The following is a 22,953-nucleotide window of genomic DNA, read 5'->3' as shown; positions in this document are numbered from 1 at the left end:
AAAATATAACAGATTAAAATAAATAAAAATAGACATGGAAAAATTACCAAAAATCGCATTCCCAGTAATAATTGGAGCAATTATATTAATTGTATTACTAGCTAAATCGGCAGTCACTGTTGGTTCTGGTGAGGCAGGAGTACTTTATAAAACCTTTGATAACGGTGTTGTAATTGATGAGCCGCCTTTAGGAGAAGGTTTTCACATTGTAGCGCCTTGGAACAAGGTGATTATTTATGAAGTACGCCAACAAGAACTTTTTGAAAAAATGAAAGTACTATCGTCAAATGGATTGGAAATTCAAATTGATGCTTCTGCATGGTACCAACCTGTATATAGCGATTTGGGTAGATTACACCAAAACTTAGGCGAAAACTACTTGCAACGCGTTATTCAACCAGCTATTCGAAGTGCGGCTCGTAGTGTTGTAGGGCGCTACACGCCTGAACAATTGTACTCTAGTAAAAGAGACGCCATACAAGATGAAATCTTTTTAGAAACTAAAAAGATTTTAGAAAAACAGTATGTACAATTAAATGAAGTTTTAGTTCGTGATGTAACATTACCTAACACCATTAAAGATGCGATTGAGCGTAAATTAAAGCAAGAGCAAGAATCGTTAGAATATGAATTTAGATTAGTTACCGCAGCAAAAGAAGCTGAGAAAGTAATTATCGAGGCAGAAGGTAAAGCAGAATCTAATAGAATACTTAGTGCTTCATTAACCGATAAAATTTTACAAGATAAAGGTATTGATGCTACTATGAAATTAGCAGAATCACCAAATAGTAAAGTAATTGTTATCGGTTCTGGAGATAGTGGTTTACCTATTATTTTAGGAAATCAATAAAAATTCGAATAAAATAATTTAGGAATTTTAAGAAAACATTGAATATTAACTAATTATTTTAATTAAAAATATATAATATTCAATACTCATAAGTTTTGTTGAAATTATTTGGAATAATTCACTATAATTAGTGATATTTGCAAAAGTAAAATAAAAATAAAATGAACTTTATTCAATCTCATCATCACCATTTTCAAATTTGCTCTCAAGCGAAGTGAAGATGTATTGAATAAAATCAACATATTTTTAAACCCGTTTGAGACAATCAAACGGGTTTTTAATTTTTAATCCAACCAGATTGTTTCAAACTCATAAAAACAAGATAATGAGTACATTAAGAATTGCAGTACAAAAATCAGGTCGTTTACACGACGAATCTATGGAATTACTTAAAGACATTGGTATTTCTATTGACAATGGCATTGACCAATTAAAAGCATCCGCTAGAAACTTCCCAGTAGAAGTTTTCTACCTTAGAAATGGTGATATTCCTCAATATTTAAAAGACGGCGTAGTAGATGCTGCCATTATTGGCGAAAATGTATTAATAGAAAAAGGTAGTGGTATTAATATTGCCGAAAAATTAGGTTTTTCTAGTTGTCGTGTTTGTATTGCTGTTCCAAAAACAATGGATTACAAAAGCATCAAAGATTTAGATGGTAAACGTATAGCAACATCATACCCAAATACCGTTCAAAATTATTTGGACAAAAACGGCATTAAAGCCAACCTACATATTATTAACGGATCAGTTGAAATTGCACCAAATATAGGTTTAGCAGATGCTATTGTTGATATTGTTTCTAGCGGAAGCACCTTGTTTAAAAACAATTTAAAAGAGGTGGAGATGATTTTAAAATCAGAAGCAGTTTTAGCAGTGTCCCCTATTTTAGATGCTGAAAAACAGGCTATTTTAGATAAAATTCAATTCAGAATTAAATCGGTTTTAAGAGGAAGAGAATCTAAATATGTATTACTAAATGCGCCAAATGATAAAGTTCAAGACATTATTAATGTATTACCAGGAATGAAGAGCCCAACCGTATTGCCATTAGCGGAAGCAGGTTGGAGTTCGATCCACTCTGTAATAAGCAAAAATGAATTTTGGGACGTTATAGATGATTTAAAGGCCAAAGGTGCTCAAGGCATTTTAGTGTGTCCTATTGAAAAAATGGTATTGTAAAAATTTGTCATGCAAATAATTAAAAATCCAAATAAAAACGAATGGCGTCAGGTTCTAAAAAGACCTACACAAACACTTGGTGATATTGAAGCAACGGTTATTCAGATTTTTGATGATGTTTCTAAAAATGGCGATGAAGCCATAAGAAGATATACATCTAAATTTGATGGTATTTCATTAGAATCAAGCATTGTGACTTCTGAAGAAATTCAAAAAGCTATTGCGGCAGTTACTGTAAAGCTTCAAAAAGCTATTAAGGTTGCTAAACAAAATATAGAGGTTTTCCATAAGGCACAAAAAACCTCAAAAATTGAAGTAGAAACTACTACAGGAGTGCAATGTTGGCAAGAAAAACGCCCGATACAAAAAGTAGGATTGTACATTCCGGGAGGTACAGCACCTTTATTTTCTACTGTACTAATGTTAGCAGTACCAGCACAAATAGCTGGTTGCAAAGAAATTGTATTATGCTCGCCACCAAATAAAAATGGGGAGTTGGCACCAGAAATATTGTTTGCAGCCCATTTATGTGGTGTTACAAAAATTATAAAAGCAGGTGGTATTCAGGCTATTGCAGGATTAACTTTTGGTACGGAAACCATTCCACAGGTTTATAAAATTTTCGGTCCTGGAAACCAGTATGTAACCGTTGCAAAACAATTAGCTACTAAATATGGTGTAGCTATCGATATGCCTGCTGGCCCTAGCGAATTATTGGTTGTGGCCGATGAGTTTGCAAATGCTTCATACATAGCATCTGATTTGCTTAGTCAAGCCGAACATGGTACAGATAGTCAGGTTATATTAGTTTCTACCTCTAACACTTTAATTGATAAAGTTTCTGAAGAAGTTGAAAAACAGTTGGAAATACTTCCGCGTAAAGCAATTGCTGAAAAATCCATTGCCAATTCAAAGCTTATTTATGTTGAAAACGATGAAATAGCACTTGCTTTAATAAATGAATACGGTCCAGAGCATTTTATTATTTGTTCCAAAAACGAAGATTTTTACGTAAATAATATCGCTAACGCAGGTTCTGTATTTATTGGCGATTATACGCCAGAAAGTGCGGGCGATTATGCTTCTGGAACAAACCATACATTACCAACAAATGGGTTCTCAAAAGCCTATTCAGGGGTGAATTTAGATAGTTTTTCAAAAAGTATGACCTTTCAAAAAATATCTAAAGAAGGTATTTTGAATATTGGTGAAACTATTGAACTCATGGCAGAAGCTGAAGGATTACAAGCTCATAAAAATGCGGTTTCCATTAGATTAAAGGATTTAAAAAAATGAACATACAAGATTTAATACGTCCAACTATAAAAGCTCTAAAACCGTATTCATCAGCACGTGATGAATTTCAAGGTGTGACCGATGACATGGTGTTTTTAGATGCTAATGAGAATCCGTTTGAAAATGGCGTAAACCGATATCCAGATCCGCAACAAGGAAAATTGAAAGCCATTCTTTCAGAAATCAAAGGCATTTCTGCAAAAAACATCCTTTTAGGAAATGGAAGTGATGAAGTTTTAGATTTAGTTTTCAGGGCTTTTTGTGAACCTAATCAAGACAACGTCGTTATTTTACCACCAACATATGGTATGTATGAAGTGCTTGCAAACCTGAACGCTATTGCTATTAAAAAGGTGAATTTGGATGCGGAATTTCAACCAAAAGTTGATGCTATTTTAAGCGAAGTTGATTCGAATAGTAAATTGCTGTTTATTTGTTCGCCAAATAATCCGTCAGGAAATAGTTTCACTTCAAAAGCCATTGAAACATTGGTTCGTGAATTTAAAGGTATTGTAGTTATTGACGAAGCTTACATCGATTTTTCAAAGGAAACCAGTTGGATTTCAAAATTAGAGCAATATCCTAATTTAATTGTGTCGCAAACTTTATCTAAAGCGTATGCTATGGCAGGAATTCGTTTAGGAATTTGTTATGCTTCAACTGAAATTATTACCGTTTTAAATACGATTAAACCGCCTTACAACATCAATGAGTTAACGCAGAAAAAAGCGATTGAGTTATTAAATATCAAAGATTTGGCTAAAAATCAAATTGCCGATATTTTAAAGGAACGCAGCGCTTTAATTTCAGAGTTGAAATCTATCAGTTATATTTCAAAAATTTATCCATCCGATGCTAATTTTGTATTGGCTAAAGTGGATAATGCCAATAAACGTTATAATCAACTTATAGAAAAAGGGATAGTTATAAGAAACCGTACCACACAACCTGGTTGCGAAAACACATTGCGCTTAACCGTTGGAACTCCAAAAGAAAATAAAATTTTAATTAATATCCTACGAGGTTTGGAATCCTTGTAGGTGTTATTGTATTCAATATGAAAAAAGTATTATTTATAGACCGCGACGGCACTTTGGTTTTAGAACCACCTGTAGATTACCAATTAGATAGTTTGGAAAAATTAGAATTCTACCCAAAAGTGTTTCAATATATGGCAAAAATAGCTAATGAGATGGACTACGAATTGGTAATGGTTACCAATCAGGATGGTTTGGGTACCGATTCATTTCCTGAAGATACCTTTTGGCCAGCACAAAATAAAATTATAAATGCTTTAGCTAAAGAAGGGGTTGAATTTTCAGAGGTGATTATTGATAAAACATTTCCCCATGAAAATGCACCAACACGTAAACCACGAACAGGTTTGTTGACTAAATACTTTTCAGAAGATTATGATTTACAAAATTCGTATGTTTTAGGCGATAGAATTACCGATATGGAGTTGGCCAAAAATTTGGGTGCAAAAGGTATTTATTTATCTGAAAACCCTGAGTTGGGTGCTGATGAAATAGAAACTTCTAAGCAGGATATTTTAAATTCTATTGCATTAACAACTACCGATTGGAAGGAAATATATGAGTTTTTAAAATTAGAAAATCGAGTAGCTGAAATTACTCGTAATACCAATGAAACTCAGATTTATATAAAATTAAATTTAGATGGATCTGGTAAAAATGATATTAATACAGGGTTATCGTTTTTCGACCATATGTTAGATCAAATTGGTCGCCATGGTGCTATGGATTTGACTATAAACGTAAAAGGCGATTTAGAAGTTGATGAACACCACACCATTGAAGATACCATGATTGCTTTTGGTGAATTATTCAATAAAGCTTTAGGTAATAAATTAGGAATAGAACGTTACGGTTTTTGTTTACCAATGGATGATTGTTTAGCACAAGTGGCAGTTGATTTTGGTGGTAGAAATTGGCTAGAATGGGATGCTGAATTTAAGCGAGAAAAAATAGGGGATATGCCAACCGAAATGTTCTATCACTTATTTAAATCGTTTACCGATGGTGCTAAATGCAATTTAAATATTAAAGCGGAAGGCACTAACGAGCATCACAAAATAGAAGGCATTTTTAAAGCGTTTGCAAAAGCTATGAAAATGGCGGTAAAAAGAGATTCAAACAAAATGTTTTTGCCTTCTACAAAAGGAATGCTTTAAATTTACGAATATAGATTTTAGAATTACGAATTGAAATCGTAAATCAAAAATCGCAAATCAAAAATCAATTGAAATTAGTTATAATAAATTACGGCGCAGGAAATATTAAAAGCATACAATTTGCTTTTAACCGTTTAGGAATTGATGCTATTTTGTCTGATAATCCTGAAGAAATTTTAGCAGCCGATAAAATCATTTTTCCAGGTGTTGGTGAAGCAAGTTCTGCTATGGCAATGCTGAAAGCTACTGGTTTAGACACATTGATTCCAAAATTAAAACAACCGGTTTTAGGTATTTGTTTAGGGATGCAATTACTTTGTGAATACACCGAAGAAGGCAATACCAAAGGTTTGGGTGTTTTTAAAACCAATGTAAAACGTTTTGATAATCATGTAAAAGTACCACAAATGGGTTGGAACGTTATTAAAGAGTTGAAATCAGATTTGTTTAAAAGCATTAAAGAAAATGAATATATGTATTTAGTGCATAGTTATTACGCTGAACATTGCGATGAAACCATTGCCACTACCGATTACGGTGTGAATTACGCCTCGGCATTGCAACATAATAACTTTTATGGTGTTCAATTTCATCCAGAAAAGAGTAGTTTAGCAGGAGAACAAATTTTGAAGAACTTTTTAGAATTATAAAAAGATTGATAGTTGGTAGTTTATGGTTGTTGAAAAACAAACAATATAATAACCATAAACCAATAACCAATAACCAATAACCAATAAAAAATGAGAATAATACCAGCCATAGATATCATAGAAGGTAAATGTGTTCGCTTAACCAAGGGCGATTACGGAACTAAAAAAATATATAGTGAAAGTCCGCTAGAAATAGCAAAAACCTTTGAAGGTGCGGGTATTGAATATTTACATTTAGTAGATTTAGACGGCGCAAAAGCACAGCATATTGTAAACTATAAAGTGCTTGAACAAATTTCATCTAAAACCAATCTTAAAATTGATTTTGGCGGCGGCTTAAAAACTAATGAAGATTTACACATTGCCTTTAATTCTGGAGCAAAACAAATCACAGGCGGTAGTATTGCGGTTAAAGACCCAAATACATTCGAAGGTTGGATATCAAAGTATGGAGCTGCGAAAATCATTTTGGGAGCCGATAGCGACGATGGAAAAGTATCAATAAGCGGATGGATGGAACAAAGCAAAGAAGATGTGATTCCGTTTATAAAAAGCTATCAAAAGAAAAGTATTCAGTACGTTATTTGTACCGATATTTCTAAAGATGGTATGCTTGAAGGTCCTTCGGTAGATTTGTACAAACAAATTATTTCAGAATGCACCAATAGCAGTAATGGGCAATCCATTAAACTTATAGCTTCTGGAGGTATATCAACTATTGAAGAATTACCAATTTTAAAGGAAATAGGTTGTGAAGGTGTTATCATTGGAAAAGCTATCTATGAAAATAGAATAACCCTAAAACAATTAGAAAAATTTGTATAATAAAGTTGAAAGATGGGTTTAAAGGTTTGTTCAACTTTTTAACTTTTAACTTTTAACTTTTAACTTTGAAAGATGTTAACAAAACGAATTATACCTTGTTTAGATATTAAAAACGGACGCACCGTAAAAGGTGTTAATTTTGTCGATTTACGCGATGCTGGCGATCCTGTAGAATTAGCTAAACAATATGCTGAAATAGGAGCAGACGAATTGGTTTTTCTTGATATTTCTGCCACTTTAGAAGCGCGTGCAACTACTTTAGATATGGTAATGCATGTTGCAGAACAAGTTAATATTCCGTTTACAGTTGGTGGAGGCATTTCTTCAGTAGAACATGTAGATGCTTTGTTGCAATGTGGAGCCGATAAGGTTTCTATTAATTCTTCGGCTGTAAAAAGACCCGAATTGGTAAATGAATTAGCCGATAAGTTTGGAAGTCAATGTGTAGTAGTGGCCATTGATGCTAAACAAATTGATGGTAATTGGAAAGTACATTTAGCAGGTGGAAGTATTCCAACAGATATTGATTTATTTGAATGGGCTAAAGAAGTTGAAAAACGTGGTGCAGGTGAAATTTTATTCACATCTATGGATCATGATGGTACAAAAAACGGGTTTGCAAATGAAGCCTTAGCTAAATTATCTGAAACATTAAACATCCCAATTATAGCATCAGGTGGTGCAGGAACGGTCCAGCATTTTGTTGATACATTTAAAGAAGGTAAAGCTGATGCTGCTTTGGCAGCGAGTGTTTTTCATTTTGGTGAAATTCCTATTCCAGAATTAAAAAAAGAATTAAAGAAACATAATATAGAAGTACGATTGTAACGTCATTACAAGGAAGAATGACGAAGTAATCCCTTAAAATTAAAATAGATTCCTGCTTTCGGAGCAATGACAAAAACTATGGAAATTAAATACGATACCAACGGACTAGTGCCTGCCATCATTCAAGACGCCACAACAAAAAATGTATTGATGTTGGGTTATATGAATGAAGAAGCTTATCAAAAAACCGTAGAAACCAAACAGGTTACTTTTTTTAGTAGAAGTAAGCAGCGTTTGTGGACAAAAGGTGAAGAAAGTGGTAATTTTTTAAATCTTGTTGATATTAAAAATGATTGCGATAAGGATACGCTTTTAATTCAAGTGAATCCCGTAGGGCCTACTTGCCATAAAGGAACTGATAACTGTTGGGGAGAAGAAAATAAGCCTAATTATAGTTTTTTATCAACTTTAGAAGCTGTTATTGCTGAACGTGTTGCCAATAAAGACACCAACAATTCATATGTGGCAAGTTTATTTGAAAAAGGCATTAATAAAATAGCACAAAAAGTAGGCGAAGAGGCCATTGAAACCGTTATTGAAGCCATGGATACTAATGATGAATTATTCCTTTACGAATCTTCAGATTTACTGTTTCATTATTTAATGCTTTTACAAGCCAAAGGTTTCACATTAAAGGATATTGAAGCAGAGTTAAAAGGAAGACATAAATAAACCGAGAGGCTTTAGAATGTTCTAAAGCCTTTTGTTTAATAAAATTCCAGTTAAGAAATCCAGCCTTTAGAAACCGAGTTTTTAGAAAACCAAACTAAGAATAAGGCAAAAACAATAATGCTAATAGTCATAGCAATACCATCATAATGTTCTTGTGCTAAAATATACCCCATTTGAACTATCACTGCAATTAAAGATAATAACAATACCATGTAAGCCCATTTTTTTCTAAGTAAGAGTCCTAAAGAACCTAAAACACCAGAAAACACTGCAATTGCAAAGGCAGCTGTTAACCAACTCGGAAAATTTGAAACCATTTCAAATTGCTCATCAGTTAACGCTGCACGCCAACTTTCAGTTTGATAAGCTTGACCTAAGTATTGTTTTACACCCATAGCGTTCCATAATAGAGCAATAACACTTACAATCCAAAACCAAACCGGTGGTTTTTTTTTAAAATTTGTCATGTTGATTGGTTTTTAGTTAGTAAAATAGTAATACAATTTATTAATTTTTTGTCATATATTAATAAAAAACTTACTTTCCCCAATCATTAAAAAAGCAATGAAAAAATACTTTTACGTCATTTCTATTCAATATTTAGGTTACCGTTTTCATGGTTGGCAAAAACAACCCAATGTAAAAACCTTGCATTTAATGGTAGATAGAACGTTGAATTTTATATTGGAGGGCAACTATTTTAAAAGTTTAAGTTCTGGTAGAACCGACGCCATGGTATCGGCAGAATGTGCTGCTTTTGAATTGTTTTTAGAAGAGCCCTTAGAAGACCAAAATGCATTTTTAAATCTTTTTAACTTTAATTTACCTCAAGATATTCGGGCAATAAGTATTAGAGAAGTTGATGATAAATTCAACATCATCAACCATTCAAAAATAAAAGAATACCTGTATTTATTTACTTATGGTGAAAAATGCCATCCGTTTTGCGCGCCAATCATGACTACTATTTTAGATGATTTAGATATTGATTTAATGAAACAAGGGGCTAAACTTTTTGAAGGGGAGCACTACTTTAAGTCTTATTGCTTCAAACCTACAGACAATGGTGTTTATAATAGGGAAATTATAACCTGCGAGTTGGTTGAAAACACTATATATACAGCTAATTACTTTCCTGAAAAATCATATATCTTAAGAGTGAGAGGTAAAGGTTTTATGCGTAACCAAATACGCTTAATGATGGGTACACTTATAGATTTAGGTAAAGGGAAATTAAACTTAGAAACCATTTCAAAAAGTTTAGAACAAGACTGTTTTATTAAAATGGAATATATTGCTCCTGCTTCTGGCTTAATCCTTAATAATATAGAATTCTCTTAGCGATTATATATTTTTTATTTACATACTGATTATCAATTGCTTGACGTGTTTTCATGTGAATTATACAAATTTTAGTAAAAAACATGTAAGACGTAACAAGCCAATAATTGACATCTTTGTATTAATAGAAGTTAAATCTTCAAAAATTAATATAAATCATTAAAACTTGAAATTATGTTACGTTGGACAATCATATTTATTATCATAGCATTATTTGCTGGGGTCTTAGGTTTTTCAGGTATAGCAGGAGCATCAGCTGGAATAGCTAAAATATGCTTTTTTATATTTATTATACTTGTTGTATTATCATTAATAAAAGGTGGTTTTAAAAAAAGTTAAAAGCCTTAATATACATCGTAATAAAAACCTTTTATTCAATAAAAAGAATCATTAATAATTTAAAATTTAAAAAAATGAAAAAAATAATTTATACTTGTTTATTCTTGTTTTCTTGTAGTATTTGGGCACAAGAAACACCTAAAAATGTTTCAGAGGAGTCCACTATAAAAACTGTAAAAACCAATAATGGATCTGGAATAGTTGAGAGAAAAATTAAAGTAACAACTAGAGAAGAGCAAGATATTGAATTCGCTCAAAAGGATGAAAACAAAAGAGATAAAGACATTGTTGATAGTCCTGTGAAAGTTAAAAAAACTATTGAAATTGATAATGATATGGGAAGTTCTTATGACTCTAAGACGGAAATTGGGTACTATGAGTTTAATGGAAGACAATACGGTTTTAAGAAAGTTGATAATGGCTTTTCGGTATTGTTAAACGATCACGAAACCCAAAAAAGCTACGGTAACATTGTTAAGTTCAATAGAGATAATCACTATTTATTTCAAAATAGTAATGACGACACGGGTATTGGATACTTCAATGAAGATGGAAGTTTTACCATAGAATATTATGACAAAGATACCAGAACAGTTACAAGTCAAGAATTTATTTTGATAGAGAAATAATTAATGAAACAACTAATTTAAGACGTATTAAAAGTCCTGCTAGTACAGGACTTTTTTGTATTTTAGAAACTTATAGAATTAATTTGATATTATGAATGCAAAAATTTCAAAAGAAGTTTTAGAGTTTTTTAAAAAACTAGAAAAAAATAATGATAGAGATTGGTTTAATGAGCATAAGTCTGAATTTAAAAAAATAGAGAAAGACACTAAAGTTTTCTATAATAGTATTTTAAAAAGTTTAAATGAACATGACGAAGTTGACAAGCTCAAAATGTTCCGTATTTATCGTGATGTACGTTTTTCAAAAGATAAATCACCCTATAAAACACATTTTGGCGGTTCGTTTCATAGAACAAAACCAAAATTAAGAGGCGGCTATTATTTACATATTCAACCCAATAATGAAAGTTTTATAGCCACTGGGTTTTGGGAACCTGCGCCAGCCGATTTATTACGTATTCGAAAAGAATTTGAAATGGACGATACCGAAATACGAGCTATTTTAAAAGACAAAACATTCAACAGTATTTGGGGTGGTTTTGTAGGAGATGAAGTAAAAACGGCACCAAAAGGGTTTAGTAAAGACCATAAAGCCATTGATTTAATAAAAAAGAAACAATTTATTTTTGTTAAAAAATATACCGATTTACAAGTGCAGAGTGATGGTTTTATTGATGATGTAACAAAGTCATTTAAAGCCATTCGCCCATATTTTAATTATATGAGCGATGTGCTTACTACCGATTTAAATGGCGTTTCTCTTATATAATTTCTGTAATAACGTATTTGTTTTGATTAAACTCAAAACTAGTGTTTACAGGTTTGTTTATTAATAGTTGCCCAATGGGTGAATTTACCGAAATAGCATAAAAAACCTCATTCTCTAGTTCGATTTTACCAATGCTGGTGGAAATGTAAAAGTTCATCACATTCGTTTTTACAATACAGCCCAACATAGCATCTTTACTTTCTACATTCGTTTTTATATTGCTTAAATACTCTTTGGTTTTTTTGGCATCATTTAAATAAGTCATGTTTTTTTCTAGGTCATTTAATAATTTGCCATTACCAGAATCATCGTCTTCAGAACTTCCTTTGTCGTTACTAGCGATCGATTCTTTTATTAAATTAACTTCTTCTTTGTAATCGTTTATGCGTTTATCTACATGTTCGTTACAAATTTGCAATAGTTTCTGTTTTGTTGTCATTAAATTTTTATACTGCTTTAAGCACTTCTGGTTGGTCAAAAAGTTGCACATTACTAATCAATCGTTCTTTTACAATCTGCATCATACGTTTGTTTAAAGCTGAAGAATTTTGGATGTATATTAAATATTCCTCTACAGTAAACATGCCTATTACAATGCCTTTTAGTGAGTTACGGAATTTTATATCTTTATTTACAGCGTTTTCAATATATAATAAACGCTTCTCCAAAGGGTAACTGTAAAACACCATTTTGTGTTTAGCAATATAGTTTTTAAAAACTTCAATAAACAAATCATTTTGTAACTTTATTATTGGGCGTAGTACTAAATTTTGAAAACGCTCGTCATTACTCATACTATCGTTAATTGTTGCGCTAAGAATTTCAGGACGAATGCTCTTTAAATTAAATTGTCGTGTGTTCATGGTTGAAGAGTTTTTATTAAAATTATAGAATATTAAAGTTTAAAATGTTTTGAAGCGTTTATAGTTGTTAACGGGGTTATTAACAACTCAGAATTTTTTATCTTTAAACAAAAAAACAAATGAAGTTTGGAAGTGTTAAAAATCCAGAGCAAATTGACTTTACATTGCCTAAAGACCATCCTGATACAGCACGTGTTTTAAGTAAATTTAAAGATGATAGTATCCCTGAAATTTATGTAGGTTGTGCCAAATGGAATAAAGCCGATTTAAAAGGATTTTACCCTAAAGGGACTAAAGATGAATTGGCATATTACTCCCGTCAGTTTAATTCCATTGAGTTGAACGCCACATTTTACAGAATTTTTCCAGCAGAACAATTTGCGTCATGGTATGATAAAACACCCGAAAATTTTAAGTTTTTTCCGAAGCTTAACCAAGAAATAAGCCATTGGAAACGTTTGCAAGAAACCAAAGAAGTAGTTGATCATTATTTATACAATGCATCCAACTTAAAAGAAAAATTGGGAACGGTTTTTTTGCAAATGAATGATAATTTCGCACCAAAGGATTTTATCAGAGTTGTAAAATTTGTTGAAGATTGGCCAAAAGAAATACCACTGGCTATGGAGTTTAGACATACCAATTGGTATAATGATGCTTCAATTTCAAACGATTTGTTTCAACTTTTAGAAGCAAATAATATTTCAAACATCTTAGTTGATTCTGCCGGAAGACGCGATATTATGCACATGCGCCTAACTAACGCTACCGCATTTGTGCGTTATGTGGGAGCAAACCATGCAAGTGATTATGGACGCTTAGACGATTGGATTGAGCGATTGAAGGTTTGGAAACAACAAGGCATAAAAGAAATAGATTTTTTTATTCATCAAAACATTGAAAAAGAATCACCTTTACTTTCAGCCTATTTTATAAAAAAGCTAAACAGGGAATTGGGTTATAATTTAGTTATTCCAAATAATAACAAAAACGTACAACAAACATTATTATAAAATTATGAGATTTCACACCAGAAAATGGGTAAAACCAGAAGATTTAAATGCCAACGGAACGCTGTTTGGTGGCAAATTATTAGAGTGGATAGACGAAGAAGCGGCTCTTTACACCATCATTCAGCTTGAAAACCCTAAAGTGGTAACCAAATACATTAGCGAGATAGACTTTAAAGCTTCGGCGAAACAAGGTGATATTATCGAAATTGGTATTGATGTTGTGAAATTTGGAAAAGCATCTTTAACCTTAAGTTGTGAGGTTAGAAATAAAATGACTCATGAAACCATTATCACCATTTCAAATATTGTTATGGTAAATGTAGGGATTGATGGCAAAGCAAAACCACATGGCAAAACTCAAATTGAATACGTAGTAGATAGGTTAAAGTAATTTTTAAACACATATACTTTAAAATTTATAACCAATAATGCTATTCTATTAAAATATCATCGATTTTTTAAGTTTCCATTAATAATACTATAAAAATAATTAGGACAGCGTCTTAAATACTGTGATATGCTTAATAAAAACAGCAGTTTTTCCTAACTTTGTATGCCTTTTTACTAAGTGAAAAACATTAGTAAAAATTCACAAAGATTTAAATTAAATTAAAATAGAATATGAGCAAAACATTGTTTGATAAAGTATGGGATTCACATGTTGTAAGGAAAATTGAAGGAGGACCGGATGTATTCTTTATAGATCGTCATTTTATACACGAAGTTACAAGTCCTGTAGCATTTCTTGGGTTAAAAAGTCGTGGTTTAAAGGTATTATATCCAGAGCGTACATTTGCAACGGCCGACCATAATACACCAACAATTAACCAACATTTACCAGTTGAAGATCCATTATCTGCTAACCAATTAAAAGCTTTAGAAGATAACTCAAATGAATACGGTATAAGCCACTGGGGGCTTGGTCACCAAAAAAACGGTATTGTACACGTTGTAGGACCTGAAAATGGTATTACATTTCCAGGAGCAACAATTGTTTGTGGTGATTCACATACATCAACACATGGTGCTTTTGGTGCTATTGCGTTTGGTATTGGTACTTCAGAGGTTGAAATGGTTTTGTCTACACAATGTATCATGCAACCAAAACCTAAAAAAATGCGCATTAATGTAAATGGGCAATTAGGAAAAGGTGTTACACCTAAAGATGTCGCTTTATATATTATTTCACAATTATCAACTTCTGGTGCAACCGGTTATTTTGTTGAATATGCAGGTGATGTTTTTGAAAACATGACTATGGAAGGACGTATGACCGTTTGTAACTTATCTATCGAGATGGGTGCACGTGGTGGTATGATTGCTCCTGATGAAACAACCTTTGCTTACTTAAAAGATAAGCCATTATCACTTAAAGGTGATGCTTGGAATACAGCCGTTGCTCATTGGAAAACTTTAAAAACCGATGCTGATGCTATCTTTGATAAAGAATTAACATTCAAAGCAAGCGATATTGAACCAATGATTACTTACGGAACAAACCCAGGTATGGGTATTGGTATTTCTAAAAACATACCAAATGCAGAAGCTGTTGAAGGTGGTGTTGCTACTTATAAAAAGTCTTTAGAATATATGGGTTATGGTGAAAACGAATCTATGATTGGTAAAAAAGTAGACTATGTTTTCTTAGGAAGCTGTACTAATGGTAGAATTGAAGATTTCCGTGCATTCGCATCTATAATTAAAGGAAAGAAAAAAGCTGATAATATAACCGCTTGGTTAGTTCCGGGTTCACATGAAGTGGAAGCTTTAATTAAGGAAGAAGGTATTTTAGATATCCTTACAGAAGCTGGGTTTGTATTAAGGCAACCAGGTTGTTCGGCATGTTTAGCGATGAATGATGACAAAGTACCAGCAGGAAAATATGCGGTAAGTACTTCAAATAGAAATTTTGAAGGTCGTCAAGGACCAGGTTCTAGAACGTTGCTAGCAAGTCCTTTAGTAGCTGCTGCGGCTGCTGTTACAGGTGTTGTAACCGATCCTAGAGATTTACTTTAAAAAGCAATATGCTTTAAGCTTTATGCTGTAAGCAAAAACACAATAATTATAATGGCTTAGAGCGTATAGCTTATAGCCTAAAGCAAATTAAAAAAATGGCATACGATAAATTCAATATATTAACAAGTACAGCGGTTCCATTACCATTAGAAAACGTGGATACCGATCAAATTATACCAGCACGTTTCTTAAAAGCAACAAAACGTGAAGGTTTTGGAGATAACTTATTTCGTGATTGGAGATATAATAACGACAATTCACCCAAAGAAAGTTTCGTATTAAACAACCCTATCTACTCAGGAAAAATCTTGGTAGGTGGTAAGAACTTCGGTTCTGGTTCTTCAAGAGAGCACGCTGCTTGGGCGGTTTACGATTATGGTTTCCGTTGTGTTGTATCTAGCTTTTTTGCTGATATTTTCAGAAACAACTGTTTGAATGTTGGTGTATTACCAGTTCAAGTATCGGCTGAATTTTCAGAACAAATATTCAATGCTATTTACGACGACCCGAATACGGAAATTGAAGTCAATCTTCCAAATCAAACCATTACTATTCTTTCAACAGGTGCTCAAGAATCTTTTGAAATCAATAGCTATAAAAAAGAAAATATGCTGAATGGTTTTGATGATATTGATTACTTACAAAACATAAAAGGAGATATAGAAACATTTGCAAACGGCTTACTACTGTAAATGACTCCAAAAAAAATTGAAATAATGGATACGACACTCCGCGATGGTGAACAAACCTCGGGTGTGTCGTTTTCTGCTTCTGAAAAACTAACTATTGCCAAACTTTTACTTGAAGAATTAAAGGTAAACCGTATTGAAATTGCTTCAGCCCGAGTATCTGAAGGTGAGTTTCAAGCAGTAAAAAGTGTTACCAATTGGGCCAAGGAAAACAATTATTTAGATAAAGTTGAAGTTTTGACTTTTGTAGATAAAGGTGTATCCATCAATTGGATGCTTGAAGCAGGAGCAAAGGTTCAAAATTTACTCACCAAGGGTTCATTAAATCATTTAACTTATCAGTTAAAAAAGACTCCTGTTCAGCACTTTAATGAGATTTCAGAAACCATTTCTTTAGCCAAAGAAAAGGGGATTGAAACCAATATTTATTTAGAAGATTGGAGTAATGGTATGCGCAATTCCAAAGACTATGTTTTTGAGTTTTTAGCGTTGTTAGCCACTCAACCCGTGAAGCGCATTATGCTTCCAGATACTTTAGGTGTGTTAACTCCAACCGAATCTTTTGAGTTTGTAAAAGAAATTAAAGACGCATACCCTAATTTGCATTTCGATTTTCATGCACACAACGATTACGATTTAGGGGTTGCCAACGTTATGGCTGCTTTAAATGCGGGTGCAGATGGATTGCATTTAACAGTTAACGGTATGGGTGAACGTGCAGGAAATGCACCTATGGCTAGTACTATTGCTGTTGTTAACGATTTTATGCCTCATCTAAAAATAGATGTAAATGAAGGGTTTTTGTATACCATGAGTAAATTGGTCGAGAACTTTTCAGGCATTATGATTCCTGCCAATAAACCTATTATTGGTGCGAACGTATTTACACAAACGGCTGGAATTCATGCGGATGGCGACAACAAAAAGAACCTGTATTTTAGCGATTTAATGCCGGAACGCTTTGGCAGAACCAGAAAGTATGCATTAGGTAAAGCTTCTGGGAAAGCGAATATCCAAAAGAATTTACAAGAGTTAGGACTTCAACTTAACGATGAAGACTTGAAAAAAGTAACCCAACGTATTATTGAACTGGGCGATAAAAAAGAAGTGGTTACCAAAGAAGACCTACCTTATATCATTTCTGATGTGCTGGATAGTTATTCATATGAAGAAAAGGTAAAAGTGAACTCTTATGTATTAACACATGCGAAAGGCTTAAAACCTTCAACAACCATTTCAATTTCTATTAATGGTGAAACGTTTGAAGAAAATGCCCAAGGCGACGGACAGTTTGATGCTTTTATGAATGCGCTTCGAAGTATCTATATCAATAAAAAAATGGTGCTTCCGGATTTGATAGATTATGCTGTAAGAATACCTCCAGGGAGTCATTCCGACGCTTTGTGTGAAACCATAATTACTTGGAAAAGCCCAGAAAAAGAATTTAAAACTCGTGGTTTGGATTCCGATCAAACGGTTTCTGCTATAAAAGCCACGGAGAAGATGTTGAATATAATTACCAATTAAGAATTAGGAATTCAGAATTACGAATGGAGTGTGAAGCTGAATTTAGTTCTGGTTTGCGTTAGGGATTGCAGCGACATCCTTTTTTATCATAGCAAATGGTAGTCATTACAAGGAGGTACGACGAAGTAATCTCTCTGAATAAAGAGATTGCCACAGAAAATTAGAAATTTCCTTCGCAATGACCTAAAAAAGATATAGCGAAAAGCCCGACCCCTTGGGGAACGCCAAAAAAAATATAAATTAAAGATTAAAATAAATATAAAAATGAAATTTAACATAGCAGTTTTAGCAGGTGACGGTATTGGACCTGAAGTCATGGAGCAAGCACAAAAAGTGAGTGAAGCGGTTGCTCAAAAATTTGGACACGAAATAACTTGGAAGCCAGCATTAACTGGTGCTGCCGCTATTGATGCGGTAGGAGAGCCTTATCCAGATTCAACTCACGAGGTTTGTTTAGCTTCAGATGCTGTTTTATTCGGCGCTATTGGTTTGCCTCGTTTTGATAATGATCCTTCTGCACCAGTACGTCCTGAGCAAGGTTTATTAAAAATGCGTAAAAAATTAGGTTTGTTTGCTAATTTACGTCCAACGTTTACATTTCCTTCATTATTGGATAAATCGCCTTTAAAAAGAGAACGTATAGAGGGTACTGATTTGGTTTTCTTTAGAGAATTAACTGGTGGTATCTATTTTGGAGAAAAAGGTAGAAGAGATGGTGGAGAAACTGCTTTTGATAACTGTGTTTACACAAGAGCTGAAGTACAGCGTTTGGCTAAAAAAGGATTTGAATTAGCCATGACACGTTCTAAAAGATTGTGTTGTGTTGATAAAGCAAATGTATTGGAAACTTCTAGATTATGGAGAGAAACGGTTCAGGCTATGGAAAAAGACTATCCAGAAGTTACTGTTTCTTATGAGTTGGTTGATGCAGTGGCTATGCGTTTGGTACAGTGGCCAAACTCTTACGATGTATTAATTACTGAAAACTTATTTGGAGATATTTTAACGGATGAAGCTTCGGTTATTTCGGGGTCTATGGGATTAATGCCATCGGCATCTATGGGCGCTGATATTGCGTTGTTTGAACCTATTCACGGGTCTTATCCGCAAGCAACAGGGTTGAATATTGCGAATCCAATGGCTATGGTTTTATCTGCTGCCATGATGTTTGAAATTTCTTTTAACTTACACGAAGAAGGAAAAGCAATTAGAGATGCAGTAAACAAAGCATTAGCTGAAGGTATTGTAACTGAAGATTTAGCCGATGGAGGAAAAGCCTATGGTACTAAAGAAGTAGGGGACTGGTTAGCAGCAAATATTTAGCAAAAATATTTTTAATCTATTATACACCTGATTGGTTTTTAAACTGGTCAGGTTTTTTTATTCATATTATTTATGTATTAAGTTTTTTAAAATAGGAAATAATATTTTGAAAAAAATAATTAAATTACTGGTAATCAAATACTTTATAATTATGGAAATAAAATTACATTTCAAAGCCCTGATCTTTTTATTAGCGATTGATGGCCTAACCGCCCAAAATATTGGTGATTTTACCTCTATTACACCAACAGCACAAACAGCTCAATTTGTTATTCCTTCCAGTCATGCATTTCAAAAAATAATAGAAGTTGGAGATGCTCTAACAGAAGGAGGTACATTTAAGGTGAAACCAGATTTCACTGCCTATGTGCCAATTGCAAACAGTAGCACAAATGGATATTTAGGTATAAACTCAGAAGGAAGTGCCTTAACCGATGGAGGAGGAGGCGTTACGCTTTTTGAAATCAATCTTAGTCCTATTACTAAACTCTGGGAAACTACCAAGTCTGAAAATCTCGATTTTAGCTCTGTTGGAGGTACTGCAGCGAATTGCTCGGGAACAGTTACGTCTTGGAATACTATCATTTCTTGCGAGGAAGTAGTTGTTGGCGATATATTTGTTCCCGATGGTTATAATGATGCTGGATGGAATTTAGAAGTGAACCCTTTTACAAAAGCTATCACAAAACATTATGCCATGGGCAATATGGCACATGAAAACGTTACTATCCACACTAATAAACGAACCGTATACCAAGGAGCAGATTCCAATCCCGGATATCTATATAAGTTTGTTGCTGTCAATGAGGAAATTTTAAGTGTTGGAAATCTTTATGTCTATTCTGGTTCTAAAAACGGTACAGGTAGCTGGATACTTTTAAATAATGGAACACCCGCAGAACAAAATTCAACACTTGCCCAAAGCAATGCTGTTGGAGCGACCGTATTTAATGGAATTGAAGATGTTGAAATTGGCCCTGATGGGATGGTATATTTCGCAGTAAAAAATGAAGGTCAAGTGTATCGCTTTTCAGATTCCGATGTACTGGAGGCGTCTACATCAACGGTTACCATGGAAACATTTGTTGGGATGGCAAGTTATGACATTAATAACGGAACAACCATCACATCTGTTCCTTGGGGAAACGGCAATGATAATTTGGCTTTTGATGCGGATGGCAACTTGTGGGTGTTACAAGACGGTGGTAATAATTATATTTGGGTGGTGAAAAACGGACATACCCAAGCGAGTCCGAAAGTAGAAATATTTGGTACTGCACCAATCGGGTCAGAACCAACAGGCATTACGTTTACTCCAGATTATAAATATCTGTTTATGTCCATAATGCATCCAGATTCTGGAAATGCCGCTAACCAATTGGATGCTGCTGGAAATACCGTATCTTTTTCCAAAGGAACCAGTTTAGTTGTTGCTTTAACTGAAAACTTATCAACCCTTTCGGTTAAAAATAAGGTTTTAAACGAATTTAGCATGTACCCCAATCCTGTAGAATCTGTTGGAAACATCACCATTAAAGGAGCATTAATAAACAATATCAAACTGTATTCTATATTAGGAATGAAACTCCTTGATAAAAATTATAATGATTTAAATGAAATTGAACCTTAAAAACTTAAGTACGGGTATTTACCTTATTAATATAAACGAAAAAGAAACAAAAAAATTGATTGTTAAATAAGTGGGACCATTTTAATTTAAAAAACCTGGGCTACTAGGCAACTCAAAAACCTCTAAATCAAAATAAGGAAGTGCCGCAATAAGATGATCGAAAATATCAGACATGATATACTCGTAGTTTTCCCAACGTTTATCGCTACTAAAAGCATAAATTTCTAAAGGTATGCCTTGTGTGGTAGGTGCTAACTGGCGCGCCATAATCATCATATCTTTATTGATGGCAGAATGATTTTGTAAATACGAATCGATATATTTTCTAAAAACCCCTAAATTAGTCAAGTTTCTTCCGTTTAATAAAAACTCTTTATTAATTTGATTCGATTCGTTGTACGATTTAATATCTGCCTGTCTGGTTTCTAAGTACGAACTTAATAGCTGAATGTTCTTTAAATCGTCTACATCGTCATCCGATAAATATTTTACACCATTTTGTTTGATATACAAAGCACGTTTTATACGTCTCCCTTCCGAATTCGTCATACCACGCCAGTTCTGAAACGAATCTGAAATAAGGGCATAGGTGGGAATGGTAGTAATGGTTTTATCGAAATTTTGAACTTTTACAGTAGCTAGGTTTATTTCAATCACATCACCATCGGCGCCGTATTTTTGAAATGTAATCCAATCGCCAATGCGTACCATATCGTTTATGGATACCTGTATACTTGCTACAAACCCTAAAATAGTGTCTTTAAATATTAAAATGATGATGGCCGAAGCAGCACCCAAACCTGTTATAAAATGCACAAATGGTGTGCGTGTAATAAGGGCAATGGCAGAAAACACACCAACTATCCATGCAAAAATCATGAAAACCTGTATGTAACTGTCAATGGGTTTGTCTTTTAAATTTGGTAAGGTTTTAAAATAATCTTTAAGGGTGTTTAAAATGCTTCGTACAATCCATAAGGTTAATAAAATGGCGTAGACTTTTAGTCCACGTTCCATAACCGTTTCAAACCCTTGGAAATCATAAAAAACAAAAGGCACAAACTCGATGGCTATTAATAAGGGAATAATGTGCGCAATGTTTCGGGGTACTTTGTTTGCAACCAATAAATCGTCAAAATTGGTTTTAGATTTAGATGCAAACTGCGAGAAAACACCAATCAACACCTTTCTGATAATAAAATCGATAACAAAAATAATAACAAACAAGGTTATCGCTAACCCTAACATGTTTAGGTATTTTGCTACAGCTTCGTTGGTACCAACCGTTAAAAGATAATCGTATATAAAATGCTTGTAATTATCCATTCTTTAGGGGCTTTAAATACTTCCTATCAATATAAAAAGTACCGAACGGAATAATGGATGCCAATAAAACCTCTCCAAACTGTTTGGTGTTCCAGTTCAGGTCTTTTTTAAGCATAAAAGCCATAATTACGTAGCCTATAAATAGGATACCATGTGGCATGCCTAACATTTTTACATATTGTGGATCGTGTAACATGTATTTTATTGGAGTTGCTATAAACAATAATAAAATATACGATACACCTTCTAAAAGGGCTGTAATTCTGAAAATATTAAGGAATGAAAACATAGTATATATAATTTGTGTACAAAAATACGGTACAATACTTAAAAAGTAAATGTCTTTAAGATTTTTTTAAAATACGTGGAAAATAACCAGTCCGTAAATTAAAAATCGAAGTAGACGTAACGAACCATAGGCCATGACGCTTCTAAAGGGAAACCCAATAATACCCGCAGCCATACAAGAAATTGAAAAGGGTAGTGGCAAAAGGGCACCAACTACTATTAAAAATCCTCCCCATTTTTTTGAGTTTTTAAGCTGTTTTTCCATTTTTACCTCTAAATAGGTATGCACTTTGGGTATTTTGGTGATAATTTGTCCAATATAATAAGACAGCAAACCACCAGAATACGACAATAATGCCAAAAGCATTAGAAACAACCATGGCGCGTACATTTTACCTGCCCAAGCAATAAATATTTCGGGTGGTACGAGGCCCAACAAAGTTTCTGATACAAAAAAGAAGCCTAAAACACCATACACGGGAAGTGTTTCGGTTAAATGAACCAAGGCCGCATTAATATCATAATAATGGTTTACAATATAAATAGCAACCACAATAAGTATAATAAATGGCAGTGCTTTTTTTACGGCTTGCCAAACAAAATTGTAAAAACCCGTATAGCTGTAATACTGATGGAGAAGTTTCCAACGTGATTTTTCTGTTTTAGGTTTTGACTTAGGTTTCATAAAAAGCTATACTTTTT

26 protein-coding genes are annotated in these 22,953 nt (G+C 33.4%); 20 read left to right on the top strand and 6 right to left on the bottom strand.

Annotated features, from left to right (window positions below; genetic code table 11):
• The first annotated feature begins 34 nt into the window (after positions 1-34).
• The 9 genes from VP395_RS10155 to hisIE all read left to right on the top strand — a co-directional run bounded on the left by VP395_RS10155 (position 35) and on the right by hisIE (position 8,498).
• Positions 35-850: a prohibitin family protein gene (locus VP395_RS10155; protein ID WP_346241897.1), complete on the top strand. Its 816-nt coding sequence runs from the start codon at positions 35-37 to the stop codon at positions 848-850.
• A gap of 325 nt (positions 851-1,175) precedes the next feature.
• Positions 1,176-2,033: an ATP phosphoribosyltransferase gene (gene hisG / locus VP395_RS10150; RefSeq protein ID WP_346241896.1), complete on the top strand. Its 858-nt coding sequence runs from the start codon at positions 1,176-1,178 to the stop codon at positions 2,031-2,033.
• A 9-nt stretch (positions 2,034-2,042) separates the two neighbouring features.
• The gene (hisD, locus tag VP395_RS10145; protein ID WP_346241895.1) at positions 2,043-3,329 is read left to right on the top strand and encodes a histidinol dehydrogenase; all 1,287 of its coding nucleotides are present in this window, start codon (positions 2,043-2,045) and stop codon (positions 3,327-3,329) included.
• Entirely contained in the window at positions 3,326-4,369 is a 1,044-nt protein-coding gene (gene hisC, locus VP395_RS10140; RefSeq protein WP_346241894.1) for a histidinol-phosphate transaminase, read from the top strand. Before hisD ends, hisC begins: the two co-directional genes overlap by 4 nt.
• A 17-nt stretch (positions 4,370-4,386) precedes the next feature.
• On the top strand, positions 4,387-5,523 hold the full coding sequence (gene hisB, locus VP395_RS10135) for a bifunctional histidinol-phosphatase/imidazoleglycerol-phosphate dehydratase HisB (protein ID WP_346241893.1): 1,137 nt from the start codon (positions 4,387-4,389) through the stop codon (positions 5,521-5,523).
• A gap of 68 nt (positions 5,524-5,591) precedes the next feature.
• Positions 5,592-6,173, top strand: coding sequence for an imidazole glycerol phosphate synthase subunit HisH (gene hisH / locus VP395_RS10130; RefSeq protein ID WP_346241892.1), 582 nt, complete (start codon positions 5,592-5,594; stop codon positions 6,171-6,173).
• A 90-nt stretch (positions 6,174-6,263) separates the two neighbouring features.
• Positions 6,264-6,998: a 1-(5-phosphoribosyl)-5-[(5-phosphoribosylamino)methylideneamino]imidazole-4-carboxamide isomerase gene (gene hisA / locus VP395_RS10125; RefSeq protein WP_346241891.1), complete on the top strand. Its 735-nt coding sequence runs from the start codon at positions 6,264-6,266 to the stop codon at positions 6,996-6,998.
• A gap of 72 nt (positions 6,999-7,070) precedes the next feature.
• Positions 7,071-7,826 (top strand): imidazole glycerol phosphate synthase subunit HisF, encoded by a 756-nt coding sequence (gene hisF, locus VP395_RS10120; protein ID WP_346241890.1) that lies wholly within the window; start codon positions 7,071-7,073, stop codon positions 7,824-7,826.
• Positions 7,827-7,904: 78 nt separating this feature from the next.
• Positions 7,905-8,498 carry a bifunctional phosphoribosyl-AMP cyclohydrolase/phosphoribosyl-ATP diphosphatase HisIE gene (gene hisIE, locus VP395_RS10115; protein WP_346241889.1) on the top strand — a complete coding sequence of 198 codons (594 nt, stop codon included), beginning with the start codon at positions 7,905-7,907 and terminating at the stop codon, positions 8,496-8,498.
• 50 nt (positions 8,499-8,548) lie between these two features.
• Here hisIE and VP395_RS10110 read toward each other — a convergent pair whose 3' ends face one another.
• Positions 8,549-8,965: a hypothetical protein gene (locus tag VP395_RS10110; protein WP_346241888.1), complete on the bottom strand. Its 417-nt coding sequence runs from the start codon at positions 8,963-8,965 to the stop codon at positions 8,549-8,551.
• A gap of 97 nt (positions 8,966-9,062) precedes the next feature.
• Here VP395_RS10110 and VP395_RS10105 point away from each other — a divergent pair, with 97 nt between their 5' ends.
• The 4 genes from VP395_RS10105 (at position 9,063) to VP395_RS10090 (ending at position 11,576) form a co-directional block, all read left to right on the top strand.
• Positions 9,063-9,839, top strand: a complete 777-nt coding sequence (locus VP395_RS10105; RefSeq protein WP_346241887.1) for a tRNA pseudouridine synthase A — start codon at positions 9,063-9,065, stop codon at positions 9,837-9,839.
• Between the two features lie 174 nt (positions 9,840-10,013).
• Positions 10,014-10,178 carry a DUF1328 domain-containing protein gene (locus VP395_RS10100; protein ID WP_346241886.1) on the top strand — a complete coding sequence of 55 codons (165 nt, stop codon included), beginning with the start codon at positions 10,014-10,016 and terminating at the stop codon, positions 10,176-10,178.
• Between the two features lie 74 nt (positions 10,179-10,252).
• The gene (locus VP395_RS10095) at positions 10,253-10,807 is read left to right on the top strand and encodes a hypothetical protein (RefSeq protein WP_346241885.1); all 555 of its coding nucleotides are present in this window, start codon (positions 10,253-10,255) and stop codon (positions 10,805-10,807) included.
• A gap of 91 nt (positions 10,808-10,898) precedes the next feature.
• Positions 10,899-11,576 (top strand): DUF2461 domain-containing protein, encoded by a 678-nt coding sequence (locus tag VP395_RS10090; RefSeq protein ID WP_346241884.1) that lies wholly within the window; start codon positions 10,899-10,901, stop codon positions 11,574-11,576.
• On the opposite strand, the gene VP395_RS10085 is transcribed toward VP395_RS10090, so the two are convergent.
• Both VP395_RS10085 and VP395_RS10080 read right to left on the bottom strand, forming a co-directional pair.
• A complete protein-coding gene (locus VP395_RS10085; RefSeq protein WP_346241883.1) occupies positions 11,569-12,015 on the bottom strand; it encodes a hypothetical protein in 447 nt (148 codons plus the stop codon). The two genes, VP395_RS10090 and VP395_RS10085, sit on opposite strands and share 8 nt — an antisense overlap.
• Before the next feature lie 7 nt (positions 12,016-12,022).
• Entirely contained in the window at positions 12,023-12,439 is a 417-nt protein-coding gene (locus VP395_RS10080; protein WP_346241882.1) for a glyoxalase, read from the bottom strand.
• A 119-nt stretch (positions 12,440-12,558) separates the two neighbouring features.
• Between VP395_RS10080 and VP395_RS10075 the strand changes: the two genes are divergently transcribed.
• From VP395_RS10075 to VP395_RS10045, 7 genes are all read left to right on the top strand, one after another.
• Positions 12,559-13,452, top strand: a complete 894-nt coding sequence (locus tag VP395_RS10075; RefSeq protein ID WP_346241881.1) for a DUF72 domain-containing protein — start codon at positions 12,559-12,561, stop codon at positions 13,450-13,452.
• Positions 13,453-13,456: 4 nt separating this feature from the next.
• On the top strand, positions 13,457-13,843 hold the full coding sequence (locus tag VP395_RS10070; RefSeq protein WP_346241880.1) for an acyl-CoA thioesterase: 387 nt from the start codon (positions 13,457-13,459) through the stop codon (positions 13,841-13,843).
• Between the two features lie 230 nt (positions 13,844-14,073).
• Positions 14,074-15,468, top strand: a complete 1,395-nt coding sequence (gene leuC / locus VP395_RS10065; RefSeq protein ID WP_346241879.1) for a 3-isopropylmalate dehydratase large subunit — start codon at positions 14,074-14,076, stop codon at positions 15,466-15,468.
• Between the two features lie 95 nt (positions 15,469-15,563).
• Complete coding sequence (gene leuD, locus VP395_RS10060) at positions 15,564-16,160, top strand: 3-isopropylmalate dehydratase small subunit (RefSeq protein WP_346241878.1); 597 nt, start codon at positions 15,564-15,566, stop codon at positions 16,158-16,160.
• On the top strand, positions 16,161-17,684 hold the full coding sequence (locus tag VP395_RS10055; protein ID WP_346241877.1) for an alpha-isopropylmalate synthase regulatory domain-containing protein: 1,524 nt from the start codon (positions 16,161-16,163) through the stop codon (positions 17,682-17,684).
• Positions 17,685-17,948: 264 nt separating this feature from the next.
• Entirely contained in the window at positions 17,949-19,007 is a 1,059-nt protein-coding gene (gene leuB, locus VP395_RS10050) for a 3-isopropylmalate dehydrogenase (RefSeq protein WP_346241876.1), read from the top strand.
• A gap of 151 nt (positions 19,008-19,158) precedes the next feature.
• The gene (locus VP395_RS10045) at positions 19,159-20,637 is read left to right on the top strand and encodes a PhoX family protein (RefSeq protein ID WP_346241875.1); all 1,479 of its coding nucleotides are present in this window, start codon (positions 19,159-19,161) and stop codon (positions 20,635-20,637) included.
• An 81-nt stretch (positions 20,638-20,718) separates the two neighbouring features.
• Here VP395_RS10045 and VP395_RS10040 read toward each other — a convergent pair whose 3' ends face one another.
• From VP395_RS10040 to VP395_RS10030, 3 genes are all read right to left on the bottom strand, one after another.
• Positions 20,719-21,963, bottom strand: coding sequence for a mechanosensitive ion channel family protein (locus VP395_RS10040; RefSeq protein WP_346241874.1), 1,245 nt, complete (start codon positions 21,961-21,963; stop codon positions 20,719-20,721).
• A complete protein-coding gene (locus VP395_RS10035) occupies positions 21,956-22,252 on the bottom strand; it encodes a DUF3817 domain-containing protein (RefSeq protein ID WP_346241873.1) in 297 nt (98 codons plus the stop codon). Before VP395_RS10035 ends, VP395_RS10040 begins: the two co-directional genes overlap by 8 nt.
• Before the next feature lie 66 nt (positions 22,253-22,318).
• Positions 22,319-22,936 (bottom strand): YqaA family protein, encoded by a 618-nt coding sequence (locus VP395_RS10030; protein WP_346241872.1) that lies wholly within the window; start codon positions 22,934-22,936, stop codon positions 22,319-22,321.
• Positions 22,937-22,953 lie beyond the last annotated feature (17 nt).

It is taken from the genome of Mariniflexile soesokkakense (assembly GCF_039650365.1).
Lineage (GTDB): Bacteria > Bacteroidota > Bacteroidia > Flavobacteriales > Flavobacteriaceae > Mariniflexile > Mariniflexile soesokkakense.
The sequence above is the reverse complement of the archived record's forward strand: the minus strand, read 5'-3'. Positions and strand labels throughout refer to the sequence as shown.